A 25,164-nucleotide genomic window follows, 5' to 3' on the forward strand; every position below is an offset into this window, starting at 1 on the left:
TTTTATTGAATTATGAATTTTATAATCAAACCTCCTGCAAGCCATACATAACAAATGAATGCTGCATATTTTAAGATGGTTTCCAGCAATTGGCTTTTTGGTGCCATCTCGCTCATAGAATGCTCAACGTCTTTTTTCTTGTAAAAGCCCAAGTAAATCAGGAAAGCGGATATAGCAAGAAAGGCAATGTTCAAAAAGAAGGTGTAGTCAATCTTAAAATGTTCTTTATCCTGAATTTTTACCTGCGATGGGTCTGGCAGTATACTAAGCAAGTCGAAACTATAGTGTAGTGCCAGTGATGTACCAATCAAAGCCGTAAACAGCAGGAATAATATGAACAATGACATCTTCCATCCGTAGTATTTTGCATTGATTCGCAATACGGGAAAAACGACCAAATCGCTAAAAATAAATGCCATAACCCCTGCAAAACTTACGCCCTTACCAAAGAGTAAAGCTGCCAAAGGAATATTACCCATTGAACCGATAAACGTCAAAAACGCAGCAACAGGTCCGACTACGATATGTTCCAGAATTTCGAAAAAAGTAAACTCTGTATTGCCTTGACCACTATTGATAAACAAGGTCTGAAAAAAGGAATCGGGAACGAATGCCGCTACGATTCCAGCGATGGTAAAGCCTACGGTTACGTCCTTCCAGACCATCTGCCATTCCATCTTATATTTTTTAGCCACACGCGCCCAGCTCTCTTCCTTTTTAATCTGTTTTTTCCAATCCTTGGAATCGTCCATCGCATCATCGTCTTCGCTCTCAAGATTTTTTCTTGCTTTCTCAATGAGCTTTTTAGGATTGATAATGCGTATTAGAATCCAGCAAATGAGGATTAGCAATATGCCACCTACATACTCGCCCACAACAAATTGCCATCCCAGAAAAATGGAAATGATGATTCCCAGTTCTATAACCAAATTTGTAGATGCCAGTAGATACGCTATGGAAGATGAAAAACTTGCTCCTTTCTTGAAGATGGATTTAGTTCCTGCCAGCGCGGCAAAGCTGCACGAGCTACTTATAAAGCCAAAAAATGTACCCAAGAGCATACTTTTGCCTTCCTTTTCTCCCATTGCTTTTTGCATCCGCTTTTCGGTTACAAAAATCTGTATCATACTACTGATGATGTAACCCAATATGAACGCCCATAATGCCATCCAGAAGAATCCAGTGGTGGTATAGGCTGCTTCGCCCCATTGTTTTAAAAAATCATTCATACCTCTTAATATTTGTGCCTGAAATGGGAAGGGGTTCTAACTAACCAACCATCAATGAAAAAATTCCCTTCCCGTATCAGGACTTTACTCTAAGTCATCTTTTAAAGTTTTCATATAGTTCAATACTGCTTCCTTTTCCTCTTTTGAAAAAATAGCATCCCTATGAATAAGCGTGTAGCTATCTAAGGGCATCTCGCCGTTTTCTATCTGCTTAATGATAGAGCGCAGTTTACTGTTCTTTCTTCTGTTTGAATAGTTGGCCCATTCGTTAAAATTCAATTCTTCTTTTCCTTCTTTAATATGGTCTTCCAAAAACCAAGCAACAGGTTGCACCTTATTGTACCAAGGGTACTTTGTATTGTTGCTATGGCAATCATAGCAGGAAACCTGCAACGATTTCTCGACCGTTGCAGGCACTATATTGACAAGCATAAAATCCGTTTGCGGTACGGCCTCACTCTTGTTATAATCCATCGGAAACAACTGAATGACCACAAACGCAATTAATGCTATCCACGCTATGATTTTTAAAACTTTCAATTAGTTTATTTCTCGTTGTACTTTGCCACATTTCAACATTTGACTACCGAAATATGGATTTCTAATTTCTTCATTCATACTCAGCCAAGCTCCGCCTTCGTTATTATTGTACATAGGGCAGAACTGCTCATAGAGTTTTTTATCGGTTCCGGTAATGGCTACCATATCGGTAACGTCTTTGCTCAACGTCTTAAAATGCTCGCGTTGATGCTTGATATCGCTCTCTCCAATATGCTCTGCGTGTTCTGTGGCATCTTCAATTATGTCTTTTAATTCAGTTTGTTCATTATCGGAATAGTTGGATACATCAAAAGCTTTTAGTGATTTCGCTAATGTGTTACCAAGCTCCTTCGCTTTGCCATTGTCATCGCTTACAAGCGCATCTTTTAAGTTGAAATAATCATTCAGGATTGCTTCTGCTTTTGCATCTTGGTTGTCACTCATCGCCATATCGTCCTTGTCATCCATAGATTCTTGGTGCATCTCATTGCTCATCGGCGCAGCAGCCTCTTCTTTGTTTCCGTCTTTACAGGAAACTGTTAAAATCATTGTGGCAGCCAGTGCCATTGTACTCATTGTTCTTTTTACTGTTTTCATTTTGTATTGTATTTAGGTTAATAATTATTTTTTTAAAATCTAACTGATAGTCCACCACCTGCACCGAAACGGTTGTCATAACTCCCCATTAATGAGAAGTTTCTACCAAGGACATATTCAAGTCCTACCTGCCAAGTGGTCTCTTCTTCAAAATCCTGACCTTCTGGTAATTTACCATCCCAGCCAAAATCCATTTGGTATTCATACTCGCCATAGATTCCCAAGCGTGGGAAAATCATAAAGCCCGTACTAAAAGCAATTTGAGGACGTAATTTGCTATCTATCCTAAAATCTGAATTAATTAGCATTGGCATCAGCCATCTAACACCAGCGATTGCTGTGGTATTGATTTCTTTAAGGCTATCTTCTCCCTCGTTCTCCACATTAACACCACCAAAGACACGGAAATAATCATTGAGGTAGCGTTCATAGGTAAACTCAGCTTCCAGATTTTTGTTCCAGCCATATTCGCCCCTTACGGCAAACTGATTTCGGATATTGGTGGCAGTCGCATACAGTTCCGTCATATGGCTTGCGCCTGTGATTTCGCCCCACGTAAATATGTGGTCTGCTTCATTTGTGAGATTGGTTAACGGATAACCTTCTAAGCGGTCATCTCGTGGTGTATCATAGCTAAAAACCCTTGCCATACCACTCATCATATGGTATAAAATGTGGCAATGAAAAAACCAATCTCCAGATTCATCGGCTGCAAATTCAAAAACCACCTTTTGCATTGGCGCTACGTTTACTGTATGCTTTAAAGGCGAGTACTCGCCATTTTCATTCAGTACCCTAAAGAAGTGCCCGTGCAGGTGCATTGGGTGGTGCATCATCGTAAGGTTGTTGAGTGTGACACGAACCACTTCGCCTTGTTTGATTTTTATCTTATCGGTTTCAGAAAGGGGAACACCATTTATAGACCAGACATAGCGGTTCATATTTCCGGTAAGGTTGAAGAGCATTTCTTTTACTGGTTTATCATTTTCAAACTCAGTTTTTTCGGGCGACTTTAGATAATTGTAATTGAATTCTGGGTTACCGCCAGTTTTCATATTGTCGCCCACGACTTTATCTTTAGGTATCATATAGCCCATTTTCATTGCTCCCATTTCCTCATCTTTACCCTTCGACATCTGCATCTTATCGTGATTCATTTTACCGTGGTCCATTTGGGCAGAATCTTTCTTCATATCCATTCCATCCATCTTCATCTTATCATCTTTCATTGACATTCCGTCCATCTGCATACCGCCCATATCCATCTTGTATTTTTCCATCACTTGAATGGAATCGTTTTTAGAAGGATTGAATTTTGAAGCTGGCGCACCCATTTTCATTCCCATAGACATCATCTGTTTCATACTTTTTATAAGGTTTGGTTCTGGAATGCTCGGTGCTTCGAGTGTTGAACCAGTACCTATATATGCTGAAGCTTCGCCTGAACCATCTTGTGCAGTAGCTCTCACTTGAAGTTTACCATTTTCGGGAACCGTAACAATGAAATCATAGGTTTCTGCTACGCCAATCAAGGTTTTATTGTGGGCGACAGGAACCACGTCAAGGCCATCTGCTGAAACGAGCATAGGATCTTCTCCGCCAAAAGTCAACCAGAAATAAGAGGCTGCGGCAGCATTAACAAATCGTAAGCGCACACGTTCTCCAGCTTGGAAATCGGGATAATTTTGCTCAGAGCCACCATTGATGAAGAATTTATCGTAGTAGTTGTCTGAAATTGCCATATCAGGCATACGTTGCCAAGCCATTTTTAACTTTGCGCCTACTGCATTTTGAGCAATTAATTTATCGAGACTTTGTACTTGACCTTTTTTAATCAAGTACCATTCGTTTCCTCGTTTAAGATTTTTTAGTTGGGATTGTGGATTCTCGTCCACCCAATCGGATAACACCAAAACCAAATCTTTGTCATATTCCAAATCAGTTTCTTTTGGATTGATTTGGATGGAACCATAAACACCACGCTGCTCCTGAAGCCCTGTGTGAGAATGATACCAATATGTACCGGATTGTTTTAGCGCAAACTTGTATTGAAGGGTTTCGCCTGGTTTTATAGGCGGTGTTGTGAGATAAGGAACACCATCAAAAAAGTTGGGCAGTATCAAGCCGTGCCAATGTACCGATGTTTCTTCATCCATTTTATTGGTCACATTGATAATGGCAAATTCTCCTTCATTAAATTCAAGATTTGGGCCAGGAATACCACCATTAATGGTCATCGCTTGCACATCTTTGCCTGTGAAATTGACCGTCTCGTAAGTAATGGTTAGGTCGTAGACGCGCTCTGGCCAATTGTCCACATTTTCTTCGGACTCATTTGCAATTAACTGTGCATTTGCTCCCATTGAAATTAAAAGCATTGCGATCAGTAGTATCCTAATTTTCATAAATAATCGTTTTTTAAATTTTAAGGTAGCCCTTCCCTTTCGAGAAGGGCAATGAACTTCTTAAGCCAAATATGCCTCACAAGCCTCAGCACATTTTCTACAAGCTTCTGCACAATCTTGACAGTGTTTGTGGTCGTGTCCTCCGCACTCGTCGGCACAAGCGTTACAAACTTTTTGACAGTAGCGTACCAAATCATCTACATCTTCAAATTTGGTTGCCAACACCTGAGCCAAAGTGCTACATACTTCTGCACAGACACGGTCTGTGCGAATGCAGTTGACCATCATTTTTACATTTTCTTCTTCTAAGCAGGCATCTGCACAATAGTTGCAATGGTTGATACAATTGCCAAGGGCGCTAATTAATTCTGAGTTTCTCATCATTTTTTATTTTTAATTAAACATTTAATTTCCAAGGGAAATTACTGCTGAAAATCAATGTTTTGTGTTATAATTTTGGTTCATATCTATACAATCTTGTCTAAAGGATTTCTAAAATTTTTCTGTCCATCCCTATAATCGCTCAGGCTCATTCCTGTCTCACTTTTAAATTGTTTACTTAGATGATTCACGTTGCTGTAATCGAGCAATTGACTTATTTCTGTGAAATTATAATCAGGTGTTTGGATAAGTTCCTTGACCTTTTCTATCTTCAGTTTGATAAAATATTTTTCAATAGTGATGCCCTCGGTAATGGAAAACACTTTGCTGATTTTCGAATAGTCCCTTTGTAATTTATCCGCAAGAAAATCGGATAACTTTCCTTCAATCTCAAGGGGCGTTACATTCAATAACTTTATCAATTCAATTTTAACTTGCTCGGTTAATTTATCTTCGGTAGAAGTGATGAGTGCAAATCCATTTCTTTCTAAAATTTCGTTAAGTATGTTCAGTTGTTCTTTTTCATTCATATCCAATCGAAGCCTTCCCAACTCAATATCCAACAGACTAATATTTGCCTTATACAATTCATCTTTTAAGACCTTGATGCAACGGTCGCAAACCATATTTTTTATGTAAAAATCTTTTACCATTGCTATTGAATTAAATAATTGATTATGGATTGTTGCACGTAATACATCTGAACCGATTCTATCTGATTAATCTGAAATTTTAATTGCAATTCCTGTATATCGAGCACATCGTTGAAATCTATCGTTCCCGTTTCATAATTCTTGATTAGAATTTGCTCGGCATCTTTGGCCTGCTTTAAATTCTTTGCTTGGGTATTAAATTTAATTCGGGCCTGATTGCGTTGAGATATCGCTTTCGCGAAAGCGGATTCCAAAACATTCAATCGTTGTGATTTCTGCGTCTCAATTTCCTGTTGGCGTAGTTCATTTTGCCTTGAAATTGACTTGTACCTATTATTAAAAATTGGAATAGAAACCGAAACCATAGGCATCAATACATCTTTTCCATTGTCTATAGGGTTCATATCGGTACGCTCGCTTACCGGTAGATAATCCACACCAAAGCCAACCATAGGTAGGCTCTCGCGTTGATTGAGCAATTCTGATTGTGCTACGGATTCGTACAATTTATCGTATTTGAGCAGTTCGGGATTGAGCGATAGTGCGTCTGTTCCGTATGTGGGGTCATCCTCTGGAATTTCCATCGTTGCAACTATTTCAACCGTGCTATTTTCATCCCGATTGAGAAGATTATTGAAGGTTGTTTGTTCTGCGCCAAATTCCTCTTCCAATACCTCTCTTTGCTGCTGTAATTCATTTTGACGAATCTGTAATCGCAATACATCTACCGCAGATGCCTTTCCTACTTCTACCGAAGTCAGTGCAAGACGCTCATAAGTTTTTAATAGTTGGATGTTCTCGTCGAGTACCTTTTGCTTTGCTCTTGTTTCATACAACCTGTAATAGGATTGCGCTACTGAAAGCGCCAATTTTCGTTTGGCGATTGTGATTTCCACGTATTCAGCTTCGGCCATTGAAGTCGCATAATTTTCACGTGCGGTAACGGTACCAAACCAGGGCAACATCTGTTTTACGCCTATCCGTGCTCGTTGTGCGCCCACCCTTGTTTCTGGCTCACTTACAAAATAGCCTGCGCTTACTTCAGTATTGGGTAACCAGTTTGCTTCATTGACCTTTTCTTCGGCAATATTGTAGCGCAATTCAAAAGCCTGAATCTCTGGATTATTATTTTCTGCTTCATCAATATAGGATTGTAATTGTTGCGCTTTCGCGAAAGCGGAAACAAACAAAAGACAGATTATGATTTTTATATTTTTCATTTGTTTGCTCTTTTAAGTTGGTATTCTTTTTTCCAGCTATATAATACTGGTAAGAGGAAATAGGATGTGACGTCGATTATCATTCCGCCAAAAATGGGGATGGCCATCGGTATCATAATGTCGCTTCCTTTTCCTGTAGATGTGAGTACTGGCAACAATGCCAAAACTGTGGTCACGGTGGTCATCAAGCAAGGACGTATTCTTTTTCCTGCGGCTTCTAATGTGGCGAGACGTATGCCTTTTTTACTGTCTGGCTCGTTGCTTTTAAATGATTGGTCTAAATAGGTTGCCATTACAACACCATCATCAGTCGCAATACCGAAAAGGGCAATAAAACCGACCCAAACGGCCACACTTAAATTGATGGTTTTCATATTGAACAAGTCCCGTAGGTTCTCTCCAAAAAAGCTGAAATTGAAAAACCAATCCTGACCGTATAACCATATCATTATAAAACCACCTGCAAAGGCTACAGCGATGGCAGTAAAAACCATTAGCGACGTAGAAACCGACCTGAACTGGAAATACAAAATCAAGAAAATGACCAGCAAGCAAAGTGGCACAACTACCGATAACGTTTTTTCTGCTCGCAATTGATTTTCGTATGTTCCTGTAAATCGGTAACTGATTCCTTGTGGCACGACCAAATCGCCATTATCGATTTTCTGTTGAATGAGCGCTTGTGCATTTTCCACCACATCGACTTCGGCAAAGCCATCGAGCTTATCAAACAGCACAAACCCAATCAAGAAGGTGTCTTCACTTTTAATGACCTGTGGGCCTTGCTCGTAACGAATATCGACCAGTTCGCCCAAAGGAACCGGACTTCCAGTTGACACAGGAACATAGATACTTTTTAAGTCTTCTGGATTTGCACGCAGCTCACGTGGATAGCGTACACGCACACCATAGCGCTCACGTCCTTCTACTGTTTGGGTAAGTGGCATACCGCCCACAGCTACTTGAAGAACTTCCTGAACATCCATAATAGAGATTCCGTAGCGTGCCAGCTGGTCTCGTTTAATATCAATCAGCAAATAAGGTTTACCCACTATGCGGTCTGCAAAAACGGCTTGTTCTTTAACACCTTCGGCTTTTTTTAGAATGTCTTCCAGTTGTAGTCCAAAGTTTTCTATGGTTTTTAAATCTGGCCCTTTCACTTTTATTCCCATAGGTGCGCGCATTCCCGTTTGTAGCATCACGAGTCGCGTCTCGATGGGTTGTAGCTTGGGCGCAGAAGTCACGCCTGGGAATTTGGTCACTTTTACGATTTCATTCCAAATGTCATCTGGACTACTGATTTCTGGTCGCCAGTTTCGATAATATTCCCCATCGTTATCTTTAATCAAATCATTGCGTGTTGCACTTGTTTTGAGTTGTGACGCTTCATAATTTGCATCATCATCGATTTCATTATTGGGGTTAATAATGAACTTGTCATTTTTCAGCACAAATAGACCATCGTCGTTTACACGGTAGCGTTGTCTCTCGCCATTTTCATTTCGCATATATTCAGACTTGTACTGAATTACATTTTCATACATCGAGAGTGGCGCAGGGTCGAGAGCAGATTCTGTTCTACCCGCTTTTCCTACTACCGTTTCAATTTCAGGAATGCTCGCCACAGCCATATCCAGTTGTTGTAGCACCCGTTTATTTTCTTCCACACCGGCGTGCGGTAAGGATGTAGGCATTAATAAGAATGAACCTTCATTAAGTGCTGGCATAAATTCCTTTCCCGTGTTTCGCATTATGACCACACCTAAAATCAGCACCGTGGTTGGAATGATTAAAAACAGGTATCGGTTTTGAAGTGCCCAACGCAAAATGCTGTCATAGTATCTTCGGAAAACTGTAAACACACCAAGCAGTCCAAAGCAGATAATCGCTACAAAAATCAAATTCATTAGAATGCTGCGGTCAAAACCAAGTGGTCGCCAGTATTCGGCGAGTAGGAAAACAATAGCAACACAGGAAATAATAATATGGATGAGATTAGCTCGTTTTTCTGTAATTCTATCCCTTACGCTCAAAAGCGCAACAACACCGTAGGCAATCAAAATGAGACCAAGCCAATAGCCATAAAAGATGGCTGTGATACCAAGGACAATGAGAACACCATTAATAATGTACTTTGAGCGTTCCATTAGGTTACTTTTCTTAAAAAGAAACGCGGCAAAAGGCGGTATTAAAAACAGCGCGATTACAAGCGATGCAGCAAGTGCCATTGTTTTTGTAAAGGCGAGTGGTCTGAATAGTTTTCCCTCAGCACCTATCATTGTAAACACAGGTAGAAAACTGATAATCGTTGTGAGAACTGCGGTCAAAATTGCACCAGAAACTTCCGCAGTTGCGTTGTAGATAATTTCGTTTGTGGTGTATTCTATTCCGCTTTCGCGAAAGCGTAATTTTTTATCTTCCAGATGCCTAATCATATTCTCGGCGAGTATGACGCCCACGTCAACCATTGTACCGATAGCAATGGCAATTCCTGACAAGGCAACAATGTTAGCATCTACATTAAAGAGCTTCATTGTTATGAAAACCATTAAAACGGCAACAGGCAACAGACCAGAGATTAGAATGGATGCACGTAGGTTAAACACCATTACAATGATGACCAAAATGGTTATCAGGATTTCAAGTGTAAGGGCTTCATTGAGCGTGTGAAGTGTTTCCTGAATAAGTTGCGTGCGGTCGTAAAAGGGAACGATAGTCACTTGTGAAGTACGACCATCTGCCAAGGTTTTTGTGGGTAGTCCAGATGATAATTCAGCTATTTGGTCTTTTACATTATTGATGACTTCCAATGGGTTAGCACCATAACGAGCTACCACGACTCCGCCAACCACTTCGGCACCTTCTTTATCTAAAATACCGCGGCGGGTCTGTGGTCCCAAATGAACATTAGCGATGTCTTTGATTCGTATAGAAGTAAAATTTTCAGAAGCGACTACTGCATTTTCAATATCTGCAACAGATTTTACATACCCTAAACCACGAACAAGGTATTCGGCTTGATTAATTTCCAAAGTCTGCGCACCGATGTCTTGATTACTTTCCTTGACAGCTTTTACAATATCGGTCAAGCCGATGTTGTATTGTCGCATTTTTTCAGGGTCAACATCCACTTGGTATTCTTGGACGTAACCACCGATTGATGCTACTTCAGAAACACCGCTTGCCGAAGACAGACCATATTTTACGTAGTAATCCTGTATGCTTCGTAATTCCTGTAGATCCCAACCGCCAGTTACGTTGCCATCTTTATCACGACCTTCCAGCGTGTACCAAAAAATTTGACCTAATCCCGTAGCATCCGGACCCAATGCAGGGTTTACACCATCGGGCAATAAGTTTGCGGGAAGGGAATTGAGTTTTTCGAGAATACGGCTACGTGACCAATAGAATTCTACATCTTCTTCAAAAATGATATAGATACTTGAAAAACCGAACATTGAAGAGCTTCGGATGGTCTTGACCCCAGGAATTCCCAACAATGAAGTTGTAAGTGGATAGGTAATCTGGTCTTCGATATCCTGCGGTGAACGCCCTTGCCACTTTGTGAAAACGATTTGCTGGTTTTCGCCGATGTCTGGAATGGCATCAACCGCTACAGGATCAGTTGGTAAAATGCTTGTTTCCCAATTGAAGGGTGCATTGACAATGCCCCAACCTACGAATAGGGCGAGTAGTATAACGGCAACAAGTTTATTTTCTATGAGAAATTTTATGCTCTTATTTAGCATACGATATGATTATTAGATATTTGAAATTGTGCAAAGTAGAAAATACTGTACACGAGATTTAGCCCACTACAGCGTAACTGTTGGGCTTTGTTTCAAAAGTCTAATAAATCAAATTAAAAAAGTCTGGTGCAACACTTGCACATCCCGTTTGACAAAGGGGGGCGGGTAATCGATGAAAGGAACATCGTTAGATTCAATTCCTTCAAAAAGACTTAAATACGAATATGTAAATGAGGCAACAAAGAATTGTTGCTCTAAGGTAAGTTGATCAAATGAAACTTTTAAATCATCCTTTCCTTCTTTAACGACTTGCTTATCCGTACAACACGTTTTTTCTGAAAGGGTTGGGTTCTCACAACTGGTAGTAGCCTGAGCTTTTTCCATTCCACAAGTTTTCACTTTCTGAACGAATGAAAAATCTACCAAAGAATCTCCGCAATAATGCATATCAATAGTAAATGACATCGTAGTCATAAGAACTACGGCTGCCATAAAAATTGCCATTGATTTGTGAATAAATTGCTTCATTTAAATGCAAAATTACAAAAATTTAACAATTATTATTAAGATTAACATTTATTTGTTTTGCTAATGTAGGGCAAGAAAACGCTTTTATTCTTTATTAGAAGCTATAAATGCTATGGAAATAAGGCATAAAAAATGTTCTTTATATTCATTTGATACCGTATAGTATCATTATGAATTAGGGACTGGAAAACTGTAAAATGTTGTACCTATGTTGTACCCAAGGCATAAAAAAAGGCTTCCGATTTCTCGAAAGCCTTACTCTGCTTAGTAGCGGGAACTGGACTCGAACCAGTGACCTTCGGGTTATGAGCCCGACGAGCTACCTACTGCTCTATCCCGCGATGTGCGTTTCCAAAAAATTCAACTTGGCTGCAAACCCTCAGTTCATAATGCTGACTGAATTATTTCGGACTGCAAAGATACATGCTTTTTACGATTTCCCAAATCTATTTCAAGAAATTAAATAAATATATGTAATAAGTATGATAAAAAAGTTGATTTCGTTCCAATAGGTCCAAACTCCCACTCATTTGATTCAATTCTTATATTACTAGAGATCATGTTATTGCATATTTTTTTTGAAATTATATGGCTGTTCAACTAAAGAAAACCATCATGAAAATAAAACAGTTTAAATACGAGCCTTTAGCGCATTATTCCTATGCCTTGGTCAGTGAGGGAAAAATGGCCATTATTGACCCAGAGCGCAACCCCATGCAGTATTATGCTTTTGCCAAGGCAAATAAAGCCGAGATAATTGCAGTAATAGAGACCCATCCGCATGCCGACTTTGTAAGTTCGCATTTGCAAATCCATCAAGAAACAGGGGCTACCATTTACAACAGTGAAAAATTGGGAGCAGATTATCCGTACAAACCTTTTGATGAAGGGGATAGCCTTACTATTGGCAAAGCCACATTAAGCGCCCTTAACACCCCCGGTCATTCGCCAGACAGTATTACCATAGTTGCTACAGAAGAAAATGAGACCGTATTGTTTACGGGCGACACCTTGCTCATTGGTGATGTAGGCCGACCAGACCTACGTGAAAAAGCCGGCAATATGAAGGCTAAACGCCAAGAATTGGCCGAAGCCATGTATCATACCGTACAGCATAAATTTAATAAATTGCCCGATGAGGCCATCGTGTATCCCGCTCATGGGGCCGGTTCTCTATGTGGAAAGAGTCAGTCCGATGCCAGCAGTAGTACCCTAGGAAATGAGCGCAGGGACAATTGGGCATTTCAGGAGCAAACCCAAGAACAATTTGTAAATGAACTGTTGGACAGTCAACCCTTTATTCCTTCTTATTTTGGGTATAATGTCGATTTAAATAAGCAGGGAGCAGCAGGGCTTCGCAATGCTATGGCCAAAGTGCCATTTAAATTAAATAGCACCACGAAAGGATTGATAGTGGATGTGCGGCAGGAATCCGATTTCAAAAAAGGACACCTAGAAGGAAGTATCAACATTCAGGCCTCCGCTGAAGATGCCCCTTTTGAAACATGGTTGGGTGCCATCATAAAACCTGAGGAAAATTTTAGCTTGGTCATAGAGGCCCCGGAAGATTTAGAAACGATCCTGCACCGCGTAAGCAAAATTGGATACGAAAAGCAACTGCAGCTGGTTTTGACCCTTCCCGAAAATGAGCTGGTTAAAACCCCGGCATTGGATTTGGAAGATTTTAAAAACAACCCTGACCACTATACCATCGTAGACATTCGCAACAAGAGCGAGGTGGATGAGGGCAAAATCTTTGACAATGCATTGACACACCCTTTAAATGATTTGCGGGAAACGGTAGCTAAAATCCCGTCTGCCAAGCCTATTGTGGTACACTGTGGCGGTGGGTATCGCAGTGCGGCCGGAAGCAGCATTCTTGAAAGCCAATTGGATGGCGCTACCGTATTTGATCTGAGTGATGATGTGACCAAATTTAAGTAATGAGCTAAAAAACAACCTGTTGCCACACAATGATTGTGGTGACCCGGTTAAACAGCAGAGGAAAATATACTGCAAAAGGTTCTTCCCTATGAAGGCCGGAATACACAAAAGCACTAGTTACTTCCCTTACATTCTTTCGTATGGCCAATGGGTATCTACCCCTTGACTACGAATAAGACCTTGGAACTTGCGGACTGCAGCGGTGTCTTGGTATATCTCTTGTGGACTTCTACCTGTTTCCATTAAAAAGGGAACAAACATACCTATGGCCTCCCCTATGCTCCATTCTACAGGATGAAGTCGGTAACAGCCATTGGTAAGGTGGGTAGTGCCAATATTTTTGCTCACTGGAAATATATTTTCCATACGTTGTGGAATTAATGCGCCCAAGGGTATTTGAAAGGGAAGGGAAGAAAAATCGATATAATTGTCTCCGCCACTACTGGGGTGCAGGTCTATATGATAATACCCTATACCAACACTATCCTCAAAGTTTTGGGCATGGGCTTCCGATTCAGGTACACCCTGGATACTTGCCCTTTGGGTTCTTCCCACATGGTGTTCGGTGATTCTAAACAATGGCTTTATTCTCCTGGACTCCCGTATATAGGGATACTTTGCCAATCCGTCTGTCGTCCCCATTACATCATGTCTTAATCTAATTCCCGGCCAGCCTTTTCCTCCATCGGCCCTTGGTGCTTCTGTTTGCAACCAGTACAATAAAGACAGACTTAATTGCTTGGCCCTACTAACATGATGTTTTAGTTCCTTCTCACCAACATCCACTATATTCCCTAAAAAATAATCGTTTTGGGGGTAATTTACCAAGGTAATATCTCCTGTTAGAAAACCCTCTTCAAAATTATCCTTGGCCAATATTCTACGATAAATCCACAGGTTCAATACATCCTTCATGGGATTTCCCCTGGGATCAAAACCTAAGTTCTTGGGCGCTAGTGTGCGGGGATTGGAGTAGTTAAGCTCCAACAATTTTCCTGCCCAAGGCGATTTCATTTCAGGTCTATAGTTGCGCCAAAATCCATATTCCTCGGGTCTTTCTATAGTCCAATCCTCATTGGGTCTGTAATCCATAGCAAAGCAGACCGTAAAGGCCTGATTATTGGTTGGGTCGGCTATTGCCGCGGCGTGCAACTCCCCTGTATCCGATTTAGCTTCAGCTCCGGTAACATACTCGGCCCCGGTTAAGGGCAGTAAATCGCCCAATTCCGTAGCATCTGCAAAATAGGGGGCCACCAAATTCCTGGTCTCCCCTGTGGAAAGGTTTTTAACTCTAACCGATTGAACCTTGTTCCCCTGGGTTGAGGCGTCCACGGCCACCGTTTCTTTTAAAAGGACCAGTTTCCCGGCACTGATATAGGGGTCGAACATGGTTTCCAACACCCGTAATGAAATTTTTGGCTCATGGCTAATTTCCGAAACACTGGCATTACCGGGATTAAACCTTTCTTTTTTTGCCAGCTCCGCCTTTAAAGGGTAGTTATTGCGATAATAGGCCCTTACTTTCTTTCTAAATTCCCGATATAAGGCCGTAGCTCCTATGTCGTTGATCCATTTATGCTCATCTGGCGGCACCCCTTGCTGCGTTAATTGTCCCCCTATCCAATCTGTTTCCTCGGTCATAATAACGGTGAGACCATTGCGAAGTGCCCCCAAGGCAGTGGCACAGCCACCAGTTCCGCCGCCAATTATTACAAGATCTGCCTTTATGGTCCGCTCCCCTATATGAATTGTATTTACTTTTCCGGTATTAGTTTTACCATGGGAGGCATAAATAGGGTTTAATAGCAGCAACCCACTACCTGCGGCCAAATTCCCAAAAAAATTTCTTCTTTTCATAAGTATTATATTATAATAACAGCCAACTTGTAATAGGATGGACGGATACCGGTATCAACAGAAAACTAAACGATCTATAATTAATTTAAAACTATCCAAGATCAATTAATACAATTGCCTACTGCTTCATTTCAGAGCGAACCGATTTTAACCAAGAGGTATGCAATTGCAATAGTTGGTTCAACTTTTTTGGATTGGATTTAGCCAAATTGTTTTTTTCACTAATATCGTTTTCCAAATTGACCAAGTACAGTTTATCTAAATCTACTTTCTTCCCTTTGCCTGTAGGTTCCCTTACATTTCCTATAAGTTTCCAAGGACCTTTCCGTACTGCCCACTGGGCCAATTTGTCATCATAATCACCTAACTGCCAATGCACCTCCTCATGAAGGGATTCCTTTTTGTTATCAAGAATAATGGGCATAAGACTTTTCCCGTCCAAATTATCGGACACTTTGGAATTGGTCAATTCTGCTAGGGTAGGAAACCAATCCATTTCCATACTAAGCTGATCCCTAACTTCATTTGCGGGGATTACTCCTGGATAGCGAATAATGGCCGGCACACGGATTCCTCCTTCAAAAAGACTGAATTTGCTTCCCCTATAGGGTCCTGCATTACCACCACCCCAAAAGGCCCTTTCCTCTAGTGAATGTCCATGATCGGATTGAAAAACAACTATAGTATTATTCGCTATACCCATTTCGTCCAAATAATCCAGTACTTGGCCAATTTTTTCATCGGTATTGGACACAAAGGCGGCATATTCTTTTCTAGGTGTTGGAAGATCCTTGTAATATTCCAACCACTTTGTAGTTCCTTGGTAGGGATAATGCGGTGCATTAAATGCCCAATATATAAAAAACGGCCTGTCCTGTCTGTGGTTGATTACCTGCTTGACTTCTTCCACCATAAGATCGGAAAAATGTTGGCCATCATAATAAACCTCTTCTGCATTTCTATACAAGTCGTGCTTGTTTGGACCGGCCCAATAAAAGGTATGGGAATAATTATCGATACACCCCCGCTGATGACCAAAGAAATAATCGAACCCCTGTCCATTGGGCAAGTTTTGTTTCCTATGCCCAAGATGCCATTTACCAATTAAAGCGGTGTAGTATCCTTGGGGTTTAAGCATCTCTGCCATAGTAATCTGTTCTGTGGGCAGGCCGTATTCTCCACTCATTTCAGCGTGTTCCGGTATAGGGACATTGCCTTCCAGACCGGCACGTAAATTGGTCTTACCGGTCATAAGGGCAGCGCGTGATGGCGAACAGACCGGCGCTCCTGCATAGAATTGGGTAAACCTTACCCCCTCATTGGCCAACCTATCCATATTTGGAGTGTACAGATCCGTTGCCCCGTAAGAATTAAGATCTATGGAACCTTGATCATCGGTCATAATAACAATGACGTTGGGCAGACTTTTTTCGGGGGTTTGGGAAAAAACCCCTTGGTAAAAAATTAGAAAAAGCAATGGCAATTCAAAACCTATAGATTTTTTAATTACGCTCATTTGGTGGTTTTGGTTATTTTAATTTTTAGCTGATGCATAAAGATTGTAAAAAATAAATAAAATTCTATAAAGAAATTAAGGATTTCTTATGGTGTTCATTACCTGTTTAAATAATCTGGAAATTGGTTAGTAAAAAAAAGGGTTCCTGTACATTAGGAACCCTTTTTCAACAACTAACATAATTGTAAAATGTCTGTTATTTACATACATAATCTAATATCCATCGTTCTGGGTTAGACTTGGATTACGTTCAATCTCTGTCTGTGGAATAGGAAATCGAACACGAAAATCTTCAGCGGACTTACCTCTTTCATTTGCAGACTCAATAAATTTACCGTGTCTTATTAAATCTTGTCTCCTTAAGGCCTCTGTATGGAATTCCCTTCCTCTTTCATCCAGAATAAAGTCCCTAAATGCTTCTTTAGTAGAAAAATCATCAACAACAAAAGTGTCTACCCCTGCAGCATCCCTTACCAAATTTAAGAGATCTACAGACACTTGATTTGGCCCATTAAGCTCATTTAAAGCCTCAGCTCTAGATAAAAGTATGTCTGCATATCGTAAAAAAGGAAAATCATCGGATGCTCTACTGATATCTTGATTTGGGTATTCTGGAAATTTTAAACTTCGGGCATCATCTTCTCCGAGTATAATAGTTTCTCCATCTCCATTTACAAACTCAAATAGAAATGCGTCCAATCTTTCGTCTTCAGGTTCAAAAAGTTCAAGAAATTCTGATCTAATTTTAAATTCTGCCGCGAATATCGCTCTTGGAGGATATTGCCATTGATAGCCTCTTGGAACCACATGACTCAACCAACCGTTACCTGTAACATCGTTTGGAGTATCGGACATGTTGGCAACAAAAATAAATTCGTTATCACGCTGATTTTCAGGACTAAACAATTCAATTCTATTTCCATCCGTAAAAAGGTCGTACACGCCAAGATCCATCACATCCAAGGCAGTATCAGCTGCCTCATTCCATTTTTTATTCATCATATAAAATTTTGACAGGATCCCAAGTGCAGCTCCTTTTGTAGGTCTTCCATATTGATTTCTCGGAGGGCTCACAGGAAGAATATCGCTGACAGCGATAAGTTCATTTTCTATAAAAGAAACCATTTCTTCTTCCGTGGCACGTGCAGGACGATCCGTTACGGCTGTTTCACTTGAGACAATTAATGGAACTGGTCCAAAGAAGTCATACAATAAATAATAGGAAAAGGCTCTTAAAAATCTAGCTTCCGCCAACACTTCCTGTTTCCTAGTTTCGTCCATCTCAACATCAGGAACATTATCCAACACTACATTTGCATTGTAAATTGTTCTATACCGACGTTCCCAAGAGGACTGCAAATAACTATGAGAGGACGTCCAAATAAACTCCTCCATAAGCTCATTGGCCGCAAAAATACCTCCATTCCTCTCTATATGTATATCTGTATTAACCTCATTTAGAGTAATTGCGTCACGGGTTATGTCACTGTATCTTAATTCTCCATAGACTGAATTAAGCAGCACTTCCACATCTTCTGCATTCGTCAAAAAATCGTTCGGACTTAAGGTAGTATATGTTTTTTCATCCAACCCATCTTCGCATCCTACCAAAGCTAGCCACACGAAAACAAATGAAAGGAGTGTACAAAAATTTAATATTTTTTTCATCTTTTAAAATTTTACGTTGATTCCTAGTGAATAAATGGTTGCAAGAGGATATGCATTATAGTCGATTCTTACATTGGACGTTCCCAACGCGTTTACGTTTGGATTAAATCCTTTATAATTAGTAAACATTGCCAAGTTCTGGCCCGAAACATACACTAATAATGAAGAAATATTATTCATTTTTAAATTAGGAAAAGAATAACCTAACCTAACATTCTTCAATTGAACAAAAGACGCATCTTCCACTATTCTGCTGTTAAAATCAAAAGTTCGGGATGGACTAATAAATGATGGGGTAACATTTGATGGATTTTCTGGCGTCCATCTGTCCAAAACATAGCGTTGTCTATTCCTTAAATTATCAATCGGATTTTCAGAATCGATGTTGGTGAAATTTGCCAATTCAAAACCTAACTTACCTTCCATAAAGACATCCAATGAAATTCCTTTATAGCTAAAACTATTGTTAAGTCCGAAGGTAAAATCTGGGAATGGATCTCCCAATACGGTTCTATCCTTGTCATCAATTACCCCATCCTCATTAATATCCTTAAATTTTCTACTGCCAGGAGCGGCATTTGCCTGGCTAGGATTATTATCTATTTCGTCTTGAGATTGAAAAACCCCGTCAAAAACATATCCGTAATACGAATTGATAGGCTGCCCTACCTCAAGTAAGGTAAATTCTTGAATAAACCTTGTGCCCCCTTGTAATATCCTAGGCAGTTCCCCCAGATTTAACACCTCATTACGTACCGTGGCCATATTAAAGTCCGTTGTCCAAGAGAATTCATCCACAAAATTATTAGATGACACATTAAACTCAACGCCACTATTCTTAGTATCACCAACATTTTGTAAAGAGCTAGAAAAACCTGTTGTAGTTGGCACGGGCAATTCAAGCAATAAATCCCTTGTCTTATTATGAAAATACTCTAACGAACCGGAAATGCGCCCATTAAGAATCCCAAAATCCAACCCAAAATTAAGTGATTCTGTAGTCTCCCATTTAAGGTTTGGATTCGCCAATTGAATGGGTGCAATGGATTGAAATTCTTGACCATCCATAACAGCGATTGGTCCACTTCCCAACAAAACTAAAGATCTTGCGTTGTTAATTTCCTGGTTTCCACTTAATCCATAACTAGCCCTTAGCTTTAAATTAGAAACGAGGCTTTCATTAGAATAAAACGATTCATTGGAAACATTCCAACCAAAAGCAGCCGATGGAAAGTAGGCTACCTTGTTATTTTCCCCAAACCTTGAAGAACCATCTGCCCTCAATGAGCCGGTTAACAGGTATCTGTTGTCATAATTATAATTCAACCTACCGAAACCAGATATAATTGTATTCTCATTCCTCGAAGACCCTACGATATTTTGACTCGTATCTCCAGCCCCAAGATTATTGGAACCAAAAGAAGAACTTGGGAAATTTTGTGCCGACGCTCTAAAACTAGAATTTTCAAATTTTTGATACGAATAGCCCAATAGTGCATTAAACCTATGTTTATCGCTGAATGTTTTGCTATACTCATTGATAAATTCGAAAAGGTAGCTATTGTTTTCTGTAGAACTTCTTGTGGCCCTGCCTTCAAAAAGAAGGCCTCTTTGTGTCTCCTTGTTTAACACCTCATCATATTCAGTGATCATATGATCATACCCCAAATTTACTCTTGACTTGAAATCCTTGGTAATTTGATAATCAATGAATGTATTGCCAAACATACGTGTGCTCTTTGAAAATTGTTCAATTGTCCTCGCTTGTGCCACAGAATTACTCAAATCCTGTAAGCTAAAAGCATAGTCACCGTTGTCATCATAAATTGGCATCGTAGGAGGCAATTGAATGGCCGTGGCAATTACACCAGCATCCCTGTTTGTACCTGTCCCGGAGGGCACGCGATCTTCCGTAAGTAAACTATTGCTAAAGTTTATACCTACCTTTAATTTATCCCCTATAGAATGGGTTAAGTTTACCCTTCCCGTTATTCTCTCAAAACCAGAATCTATAACAATTCCATCCTGATCAAAATAATTTAGAGACAAATAAAATTGTGTATCAGCTGAACCTCCGGAAAATGAAAGGCGATGTTCCTGCATAGGAGCTGTGCGCAAAATTTCATCCTGCCAATTAGTCCCCGCCCCTATAGTATTTATATAATCTTGACTAAACGGAGCCTCATCTCCACGGTCCAGACTTAGGGCATTGTAAAATGCCATGTATTCACTGGTTGTCATTAAATCCAAGGTTTTGGATGCCTGCTGAAGTCCAGTTGTTAAATTATAATTTATCTCTAGAGCCGTATCCTTCCTACCTTGTTTTGTAGTAATAAGCACTACACCATTGGACCCTCGTGCTCCATATATTGCAGTAGCTGAAGCATCTTTTAAAACTTCAATTGATTGCACATCTGCTGGGTTTAATGAGCTACCTGGGTTTGCTCCAGGTAGACCATCTATTACATATAAGGGTTCATTGCCAGCGGTAATTGAATTTGTCCCTCTAATTCTAATTGAAAAGGCGCCCCCCGGTTCGGCACTGGTTTGAGTAACCTGTACACCTGCAATTCTACCTTGAATTATCTCATCAATCGATGCCTGCGAATCCGTATTTAAATCTTCTCCCTTTACTGAACTAACGGCACCCGTTAAATCGCTCTTTTTTACTGTACCATAACCAATTACTACAACTTCCTCCAATCCGGCAGCACTTTCCTCCAATACAATTTTTATGTTCTCCTTTCCTTCAACGGCAATCTCCTTAGTAGCAAATCCTAAATAAGAAACCACTAGAATAGCATTTTCATCACTTAAAGAAATAGTAAAATTTCCATCAAAATCGGCAATTACCCCGTTTGAAGTTCCTTTTTCTAAAATGCTAGCCCCAGATAATGGCTGTCCATTGGAGTCTTGTACTACCCCATTAATTTCTGTTTGAAGCTTAGATTGTTCCACCATCGTATCTAAAGTCTCGTAGCTCGCAATTTTGCTGCCTACTTTTAATTCCGAAGCGTAATTTCCACTCGGAAAAGCAACCATAGCACTTAGCAAGAGTGTTAACGGCGGTTTCAGGACCTTGTCAAATTTAAACTTCCGGGGTAATTCTTGCTTAAGCATGTTTTTTTTCGTCATTCCGTAAAGTGTTTAATGTTAATCTATATTCCATTTTTGTCTAATTATTTATTAGCATCTAAGCGAATACTCAGGATTAATGAATTACCATTTTCCCTATATGGCCGGTTATATCGTGGATTTTTTTTGTGGTTCTTTTAGGAAGAAAGGAATTTAACCTTCATAATTTGAAAAGGAACAGGCAGATTTAACTTCAAGTCCCTATTCTAGATATTGAAGATTTAAGTCTTAAAAATCCATTATTAAATAGTGAGGGTAAATTTAATTTTTATTGAGGGCTTTTAGGATTCTATAATTAGCACAATCATATACAATATTAACAAATGGTTAAGTTTAGGTTATGAGAAAAATAAACATGTACGGAATTGAGCGTTGATAAAAAGTCATGCTAAATAAAATCATAAAAATGAAACAGGTCATTGATTCCCTTCCCCCAAAATGCCGGGAAATTATCATTATGAATAAACTTCAAGGGGTAAAGTATAAGGATATTGCGGAACATAGGGGGATTTCGGTAAAAACCGTGGAATCTCAAATGCGAATCGCTTTCAACAAGATAAGGGAAGCCTTTAAGGAAGACTATGCCCTTATGTTTTTAATGTTCGGTTAAACTGTATTAGCTTCTTTTTCTGCATAGGCTTTAGACAGACCATCTATAATTTCAACTTACCTTTTCCCTTCTAGCAACGGTAACTAAATAAAAAGGCTTCCTTTAATGTAAACACTTTTTGTATTTTGGAGGGATGAAAATAACATTTCGTCTTCCTCTCCTATTGGTCCTAGCTACCAATTGTTGCCTAGCCGTTGCCTTCCATAAAAATGTGAAATTAATTAAGGATATCCCACTTTCCCCTTCTCTAGTACAAACTACAGATTCATTAGAGCTGATTAAAAAACAGATTGGTGGTTATGCAAAGAAGAAGGACTACAAAAATGCTATTATTCTTTCCAAAAAATTACTTCAGAGAGCGCAACAGCAATTAGACAGCAACTATATTTCCAATGCCCATTGGCGACAGGGCTATTACTTTAAAAAAATGGATCTATTGGATTCCGCCTACTTCTATTATGATAAATCCTATGCCATCAATTTAAAATTAAAGGATAGCATTGCAGCCGGGGACCGACTTATGGATATGGCCAATATTCAAAAAAGCCTAGGGGATTACAACGGCGGCATGATTACGGCCACCGAGGGTTTAAAATATTTAGAAGGTTCCATGGAAGTGGAATCTATCAGCGGACTGTATCAAACCATTTCGGTTTGTCAAAAAGAACTGGGTCACTATGATGAGGCCCTACGTTGGAGCAACAAAATTTTCGACCTTTTAAAAAAACACTCCACCGCTAACATCACCATGGCAAATCTCTATGTTCTAAAAAATACCAGGGCCAATATCCTGGCTCTGCTTGAAAAATACCCAAAAAGCTTTGACATTTTAAAAAGCATTGCCCAGGACACCCAGAATAGTGACCCCACTCAATATGCACGGGCCATTTGTAATTTGGGCCATTATAAGTGGATGCAAAACCCAAATAACCCTGAAAGCGAGTCCCTCTTACTAAACTCCTTACAAATACGACAAGATCTTAATACGGCAACAGGTCTCATCTCCAGCAATGTGCACTTGGCGGAATACTATTTTGAGACCAACAAGTCCAAGGCTTTGGACTACGCAGCACAAGCACTTGATAATTCGATTAAAATAAATAATTCAGTCGCCATTTTGGAATCCTTGGATCTCCTGCTGCCCCTTAAAAAAGCCTTGGGCCAAGATGTTTCCGATGAGGCCATTTTATATTCCAAGGTGCAGAATAACCTAGAAAAAACGAAACAGACCGTACGGGCCATATATGCAGCTACAAAATATGACAACGACAACTTGGAAAAAAAGAACCTTACCCTACTGGCCCAAGTGGCCATAAAAGAAAAACAAAATATACTGGCCTTATCCACTGCGCTTATTTTAATGATCCTCATCGTCTTTGTAATATATTTTAAGAACCAACAGAAAAAAAGGGAACGGTTGGAAACGGCCTATAAAACCGAGCTACGCCTATCCAAAAAATTACATGACGAACTAGGGAACGATATTTTCTATCTTATGACCCAGCTACAAAAAGAAAATCCGAATATCACAGATACACAAGACACCCAAATCTTGGAAGGCTTGGATCATATATATAAAAGGGTAAGGGATATTTCCAAAGAATATACTGCCATTGATACCGGAAAAAACTATGGCAAGGAATTTTTTACCCTGTTAAATTCCTATGGCAACCATAAAACCAAAATAATAACCAAAGAATTGCCCCCTGACTTTTGGGAGGATGTAACTGCAGAAGCCAAAATAGAAATCTATAGGGTTCTACAGGAGTTACTGGTAAATATGAAAAAACATAGCCAGGCTACCTTAGTGGCTATCAGCTGTAGCAAAAATCAGAAACAGCTCTCTATTAAGTATGTAGACAATGGGGTAGGTTTTTCCAAAAAGGAACATCATTTAGGAAACGGACTTAAGAATGCGGAAAACCGCATGAAAGGTATAAAAGGAAATATTACTTTAGATTCTAAACCGAACAAAGGGGTTACTGCTATCATAACCTTTGCTATGTAATAAATGATATGAATTTTAATAGGATATTCGTTTCCGAAGATATAGACAGTAATAATCTTGGGGTCATCACCATGCTGGAAGCTGCAGGACACTGCAATATTGGACATTCCCAATACTGTGACGAGGCATATTTAAAACTTAAAAAAGCCGTTGTGCAAAGAGAATCATATGACCTATTGATAACGGATCTGTCCTTTGAAAACCCTAGGAGCAAAGTAAATATTGAGAACGGTCAAGAGCTTATTTCGGCCACCAAGGCAATCCAACCAACAATTAAAGTGATTGTTTTTTCGGTGGAAGATGACCCTGGCACCATTAAAACCTTATTTGAGGATCAAAATATTGATGGTTATGTCTGTAAGGGATTAAACGGACTCAAGGAACTTAAGAATAGTATAGAGGCGGTTGCCAATGACCTAACTTATACCTGTCCCATTGCAACCGAGGCCCTTAACCACAGGAACACTTTGGCATTAAATGAATATGACCAACGGCTGCTGACCCTCTTGGCCAAGGGCCATAAACAGAACGAGATCAGCAGGCTATTGAAAGGAGAAGGGATTTCTCCCAATAGCATACGATCAGTGGAGGCCAATATAAGTAAGCTTAAGGATTATTTTGATGCCTCCAACACCACCCAGTTGGTATACTTGGCCACCAGTATGGGACTTATTTAAATACCCTATCACGATACGGATTCCTGCCAAAGAAGTCTCCTCACCCGCTGCCAGGGTGAGCCCACTATAGTCTGAAGACAAGCATCACCTTTCTATAGGGTATACAAGCGGATACCCCCAAACCATTTGATTCCTACAAAGGATGGTCTCCAATTTATAGCGTATTCAAAAACTGGTTCAGATTAGTCTCCTTATCCAGTCCCAAGTTCTTCTTAAGGCGGTATTTGGATTTTAGGATAATATCTGTCAACACATTTAAGGTGGCTGCAATTTCTTTGGTGTTCAGTTTCATTCGCAAAAAGGCAGTTAGGCGTATCTTCTTTTCCGAAACATTTGATGTTAGGGTCTTCTGTTTTTGATCAAAGTCGTTATGCACTTCCATAAAATAGGTTTTAAATAACCACTTCACGAAATCTCCCAACTACCTGAACCACACTCAAATCGAGC

Annotated in this window: 18 protein-coding genes and 1 tRNA gene; 4 read left to right on the forward strand and 15 right to left on the reverse strand. The window is 39.9% G+C overall.

Annotation, left to right across the window (positions count from 1 at the left end):
- Nucleotides 1-2: 2 nt before the first annotated feature.
- The 10 genes from EHW67_RS03640 to EHW67_RS03685 form a co-directional block, all read right to left on the reverse strand.
- Nucleotides 3-1,229 carry a permease gene (locus tag EHW67_RS03640; RefSeq protein ID WP_126161004.1) on the reverse strand — a complete coding sequence of 409 codons (1,227 nt, stop codon included), beginning with the start codon at nucleotides 1,227-1,229 and terminating at the stop codon, nucleotides 3-5.
- Nucleotides 1,230-1,313: 84 nt separating this feature from the next.
- Nucleotides 1,314-1,769: a heme-binding domain-containing protein gene (locus tag EHW67_RS03645; RefSeq protein ID WP_126161005.1), complete on the reverse strand. Its 456-nt coding sequence runs from the start codon at nucleotides 1,767-1,769 to the stop codon at nucleotides 1,314-1,316.
- A complete protein-coding gene (locus EHW67_RS03650) occupies nucleotides 1,770-2,366 on the reverse strand; it encodes a DUF3347 domain-containing protein (protein WP_126161006.1) in 597 nt (198 codons plus the stop codon).
- A gap of 32 nt (nucleotides 2,367-2,398) precedes the next feature.
- Nucleotides 2,399-4,771: a multicopper oxidase domain-containing protein gene (locus EHW67_RS03655; protein WP_126161007.1), complete on the reverse strand. Its 2,373-nt coding sequence runs from the start codon at nucleotides 4,769-4,771 to the stop codon at nucleotides 2,399-2,401.
- Nucleotides 4,772-4,831: 60 nt separating this feature from the next.
- On the reverse strand, nucleotides 4,832-5,152 hold the full coding sequence (locus tag EHW67_RS03660) for a four-helix bundle copper-binding protein (RefSeq protein ID WP_126161687.1): 321 nt from the start codon (nucleotides 5,150-5,152) through the stop codon (nucleotides 4,832-4,834).
- An 86-nt stretch (nucleotides 5,153-5,238) separates the two neighbouring features.
- The gene (locus EHW67_RS03665) at nucleotides 5,239-5,805 is read right to left on the reverse strand and encodes a helix-turn-helix domain-containing protein (protein ID WP_126161008.1); all 567 of its coding nucleotides are present in this window, start codon (nucleotides 5,803-5,805) and stop codon (nucleotides 5,239-5,241) included.
- A 2-nt stretch (nucleotides 5,806-5,807) separates the two neighbouring features.
- Nucleotides 5,808-7,025, reverse strand: a complete 1,218-nt coding sequence (locus EHW67_RS03670) for a TolC family protein (protein WP_126161009.1) — start codon at nucleotides 7,023-7,025, stop codon at nucleotides 5,808-5,810.
- Nucleotides 7,022-10,774 carry an efflux RND transporter permease subunit gene (locus EHW67_RS03675; RefSeq protein WP_126161010.1) on the reverse strand — a complete coding sequence of 1,251 codons (3,753 nt, stop codon included), beginning with the start codon at nucleotides 10,772-10,774 and terminating at the stop codon, nucleotides 7,022-7,024. The genes EHW67_RS03670 and EHW67_RS03675 overlap by 4 nt, the downstream gene beginning before the upstream one ends.
- A gap of 108 nt (nucleotides 10,775-10,882) precedes the next feature.
- Complete coding sequence (locus EHW67_RS03680; protein WP_126161011.1) at nucleotides 10,883-11,302, reverse strand: HYC_CC_PP family protein; 420 nt, start codon at nucleotides 11,300-11,302, stop codon at nucleotides 10,883-10,885.
- 268 nt (nucleotides 11,303-11,570) lie between these two features.
- Nucleotides 11,571-11,643 (reverse strand) — tRNA-Met (locus EHW67_RS03685).
- Between the two features lie 274 nt (nucleotides 11,644-11,917).
- Between EHW67_RS03685 and EHW67_RS03690 the strand changes: the two genes are divergently transcribed.
- Entirely contained in the window at nucleotides 11,918-13,246 is a 1,329-nt protein-coding gene (locus EHW67_RS03690; RefSeq protein WP_126161012.1) for an MBL fold metallo-hydrolase, read from the forward strand.
- Nucleotides 13,247-13,372: 126 nt separating this feature from the next.
- Here EHW67_RS03690 and EHW67_RS03695 read toward each other — a convergent pair whose 3' ends face one another.
- The 4 genes from EHW67_RS03695 to EHW67_RS03710 all read right to left on the reverse strand — a co-directional run bounded on the left by EHW67_RS03695 (nucleotide 13,373) and on the right by EHW67_RS03710 (nucleotide 21,422).
- On the reverse strand, nucleotides 13,373-15,103 hold the full coding sequence (locus EHW67_RS03695; protein WP_126161013.1) for an FAD-dependent oxidoreductase: 1,731 nt from the start codon (nucleotides 15,101-15,103) through the stop codon (nucleotides 13,373-13,375).
- 118 nt (nucleotides 15,104-15,221) lie between these two features.
- On the reverse strand, nucleotides 15,222-16,619 hold the full coding sequence (locus tag EHW67_RS03700; RefSeq protein ID WP_126161014.1) for a sulfatase family protein: 1,398 nt from the start codon (nucleotides 16,617-16,619) through the stop codon (nucleotides 15,222-15,224).
- A 213-nt stretch (nucleotides 16,620-16,832) separates the two neighbouring features.
- Complete coding sequence (locus EHW67_RS03705; RefSeq protein WP_158285065.1) at nucleotides 16,833-18,242, reverse strand: RagB/SusD family nutrient uptake outer membrane protein; 1,410 nt, start codon at nucleotides 18,240-18,242, stop codon at nucleotides 16,833-16,835.
- A 48-nt stretch (nucleotides 18,243-18,290) separates the two neighbouring features.
- Nucleotides 18,291-21,422 (reverse strand): SusC/RagA family TonB-linked outer membrane protein, encoded by a 3,132-nt coding sequence (locus tag EHW67_RS03710; protein ID WP_126161016.1) that lies wholly within the window; start codon nucleotides 21,420-21,422, stop codon nucleotides 18,291-18,293.
- A gap of 406 nt (nucleotides 21,423-21,828) precedes the next feature.
- Here EHW67_RS03710 and EHW67_RS03715 point away from each other — a divergent pair, with 406 nt between their 5' ends.
- The 3 genes from EHW67_RS03715 (at nucleotide 21,829) to EHW67_RS03725 (ending at nucleotide 24,717) form a co-directional block, all read left to right on the forward strand.
- Entirely contained in the window at nucleotides 21,829-22,032 is a 204-nt protein-coding gene (locus EHW67_RS03715; protein ID WP_238389836.1) for a sigma factor-like helix-turn-helix DNA-binding protein, read from the forward strand.
- Between the two features lie 211 nt (nucleotides 22,033-22,243).
- Nucleotides 22,244-24,040, forward strand: coding sequence for a tetratricopeptide repeat-containing sensor histidine kinase (locus EHW67_RS03720; protein WP_126161018.1), 1,797 nt, complete (start codon nucleotides 22,244-22,246; stop codon nucleotides 24,038-24,040).
- An 8-nt stretch (nucleotides 24,041-24,048) separates the two neighbouring features.
- Nucleotides 24,049-24,717, forward strand: a complete 669-nt coding sequence (locus tag EHW67_RS03725; RefSeq protein ID WP_126161019.1) for a DNA-binding response regulator — start codon at nucleotides 24,049-24,051, stop codon at nucleotides 24,715-24,717.
- Nucleotides 24,718-24,871: 154 nt separating this feature from the next.
- Here the strand turns inward: EHW67_RS03725 and EHW67_RS03730 are convergent, their stop codons facing one another.
- On the reverse strand, nucleotides 24,872-25,099 hold the full coding sequence (locus tag EHW67_RS03730; protein WP_126161020.1) for a hypothetical protein: 228 nt from the start codon (nucleotides 25,097-25,099) through the stop codon (nucleotides 24,872-24,874).
- Between the last annotated feature and the right edge of the window lie 65 nt (nucleotides 25,100-25,164).

The sequence above is a fragment of the Arenibacter aquaticus genome, assembly GCF_003957295.1.
Lineage (GTDB): Bacteria > Bacteroidota > Bacteroidia > Flavobacteriales > Flavobacteriaceae > Arenibacter > Arenibacter aquaticus.

Bases quoted from the DNA above. Each gene is read 5' to 3' on its own strand.
- EHW67_RS03675 (WP_126161010.1), bottom strand. From the start codon at position 10,774: ATGCTAAATAAGAGCATAAAATTTCTCATAGAAAATAAACTTGTTGCC.
- EHW67_RS03640 (WP_126161004.1), bottom strand. From the start codon at position 1,229: ATGAATGATTTTTTAAAACAATGGGGCGAAGCAGCCTATACCACCACT.
- EHW67_RS03670 (WP_126161009.1), bottom strand. From the start codon at position 7,025: ATGAAAAATATAAAAATCATAATCTGTCTTTTGTTTGTTTCCGCTTTC.
- EHW67_RS03695 (WP_126161013.1), bottom strand. From the start codon at position 15,103: ATGAAAAGAAGAAATTTTTTTGGGAATTTGGCCGCAGGTAGTGGGTTG.
- EHW67_RS03725 (WP_126161019.1), top strand. From the start codon at position 24,049: ATGAATTTTAATAGGATATTCGTTTCCGAAGATATAGACAGTAATAAT.
- EHW67_RS03715 (WP_238389836.1), top strand. From the start codon at position 21,829: ATGAAACAGGTCATTGATTCCCTTCCCCCAAAATGCCGGGAAATTATC.
- EHW67_RS03700 (WP_126161014.1), bottom strand. From the start codon at position 16,619: ATGAGCGTAATTAAAAAATCTATAGGTTTTGAATTGCCATTGCTTTTT.
- EHW67_RS03665 (WP_126161008.1), bottom strand. From the start codon at position 5,805: ATGGTAAAAGATTTTTACATAAAAAATATGGTTTGCGACCGTTGCATC.
- EHW67_RS03730 (WP_126161020.1), bottom strand. From the start codon at position 25,099: ATGGAAGTGCATAACGACTTTGATCAAAAACAGAAGACCCTAACATCA.
- EHW67_RS03690 (WP_126161012.1), top strand. From the start codon at position 11,918: ATGAAAATAAAACAGTTTAAATACGAGCCTTTAGCGCATTATTCCTAT.
- EHW67_RS03660 (WP_126161687.1), bottom strand. From the start codon at position 5,152: ATGAGAAACTCAGAATTAATTAGCGCCCTTGGCAATTGTATCAACCAT.
- EHW67_RS03650 (WP_126161006.1), bottom strand. From the start codon at position 2,366: ATGAAAACAGTAAAAAGAACAATGAGTACAATGGCACTGGCTGCCACA.
- EHW67_RS03680 (WP_126161011.1), bottom strand. From the start codon at position 11,302: ATGAAGCAATTTATTCACAAATCAATGGCAATTTTTATGGCAGCCGTA.
- EHW67_RS03655 (WP_126161007.1), bottom strand. From the start codon at position 4,771: ATGAAAATTAGGATACTACTGATCGCAATGCTTTTAATTTCAATGGGA.
- EHW67_RS03710 (WP_126161016.1), bottom strand. From the start codon at position 21,422: ATGACGAAAAAAAACATGCTTAAGCAAGAATTACCCCGGAAGTTTAAA.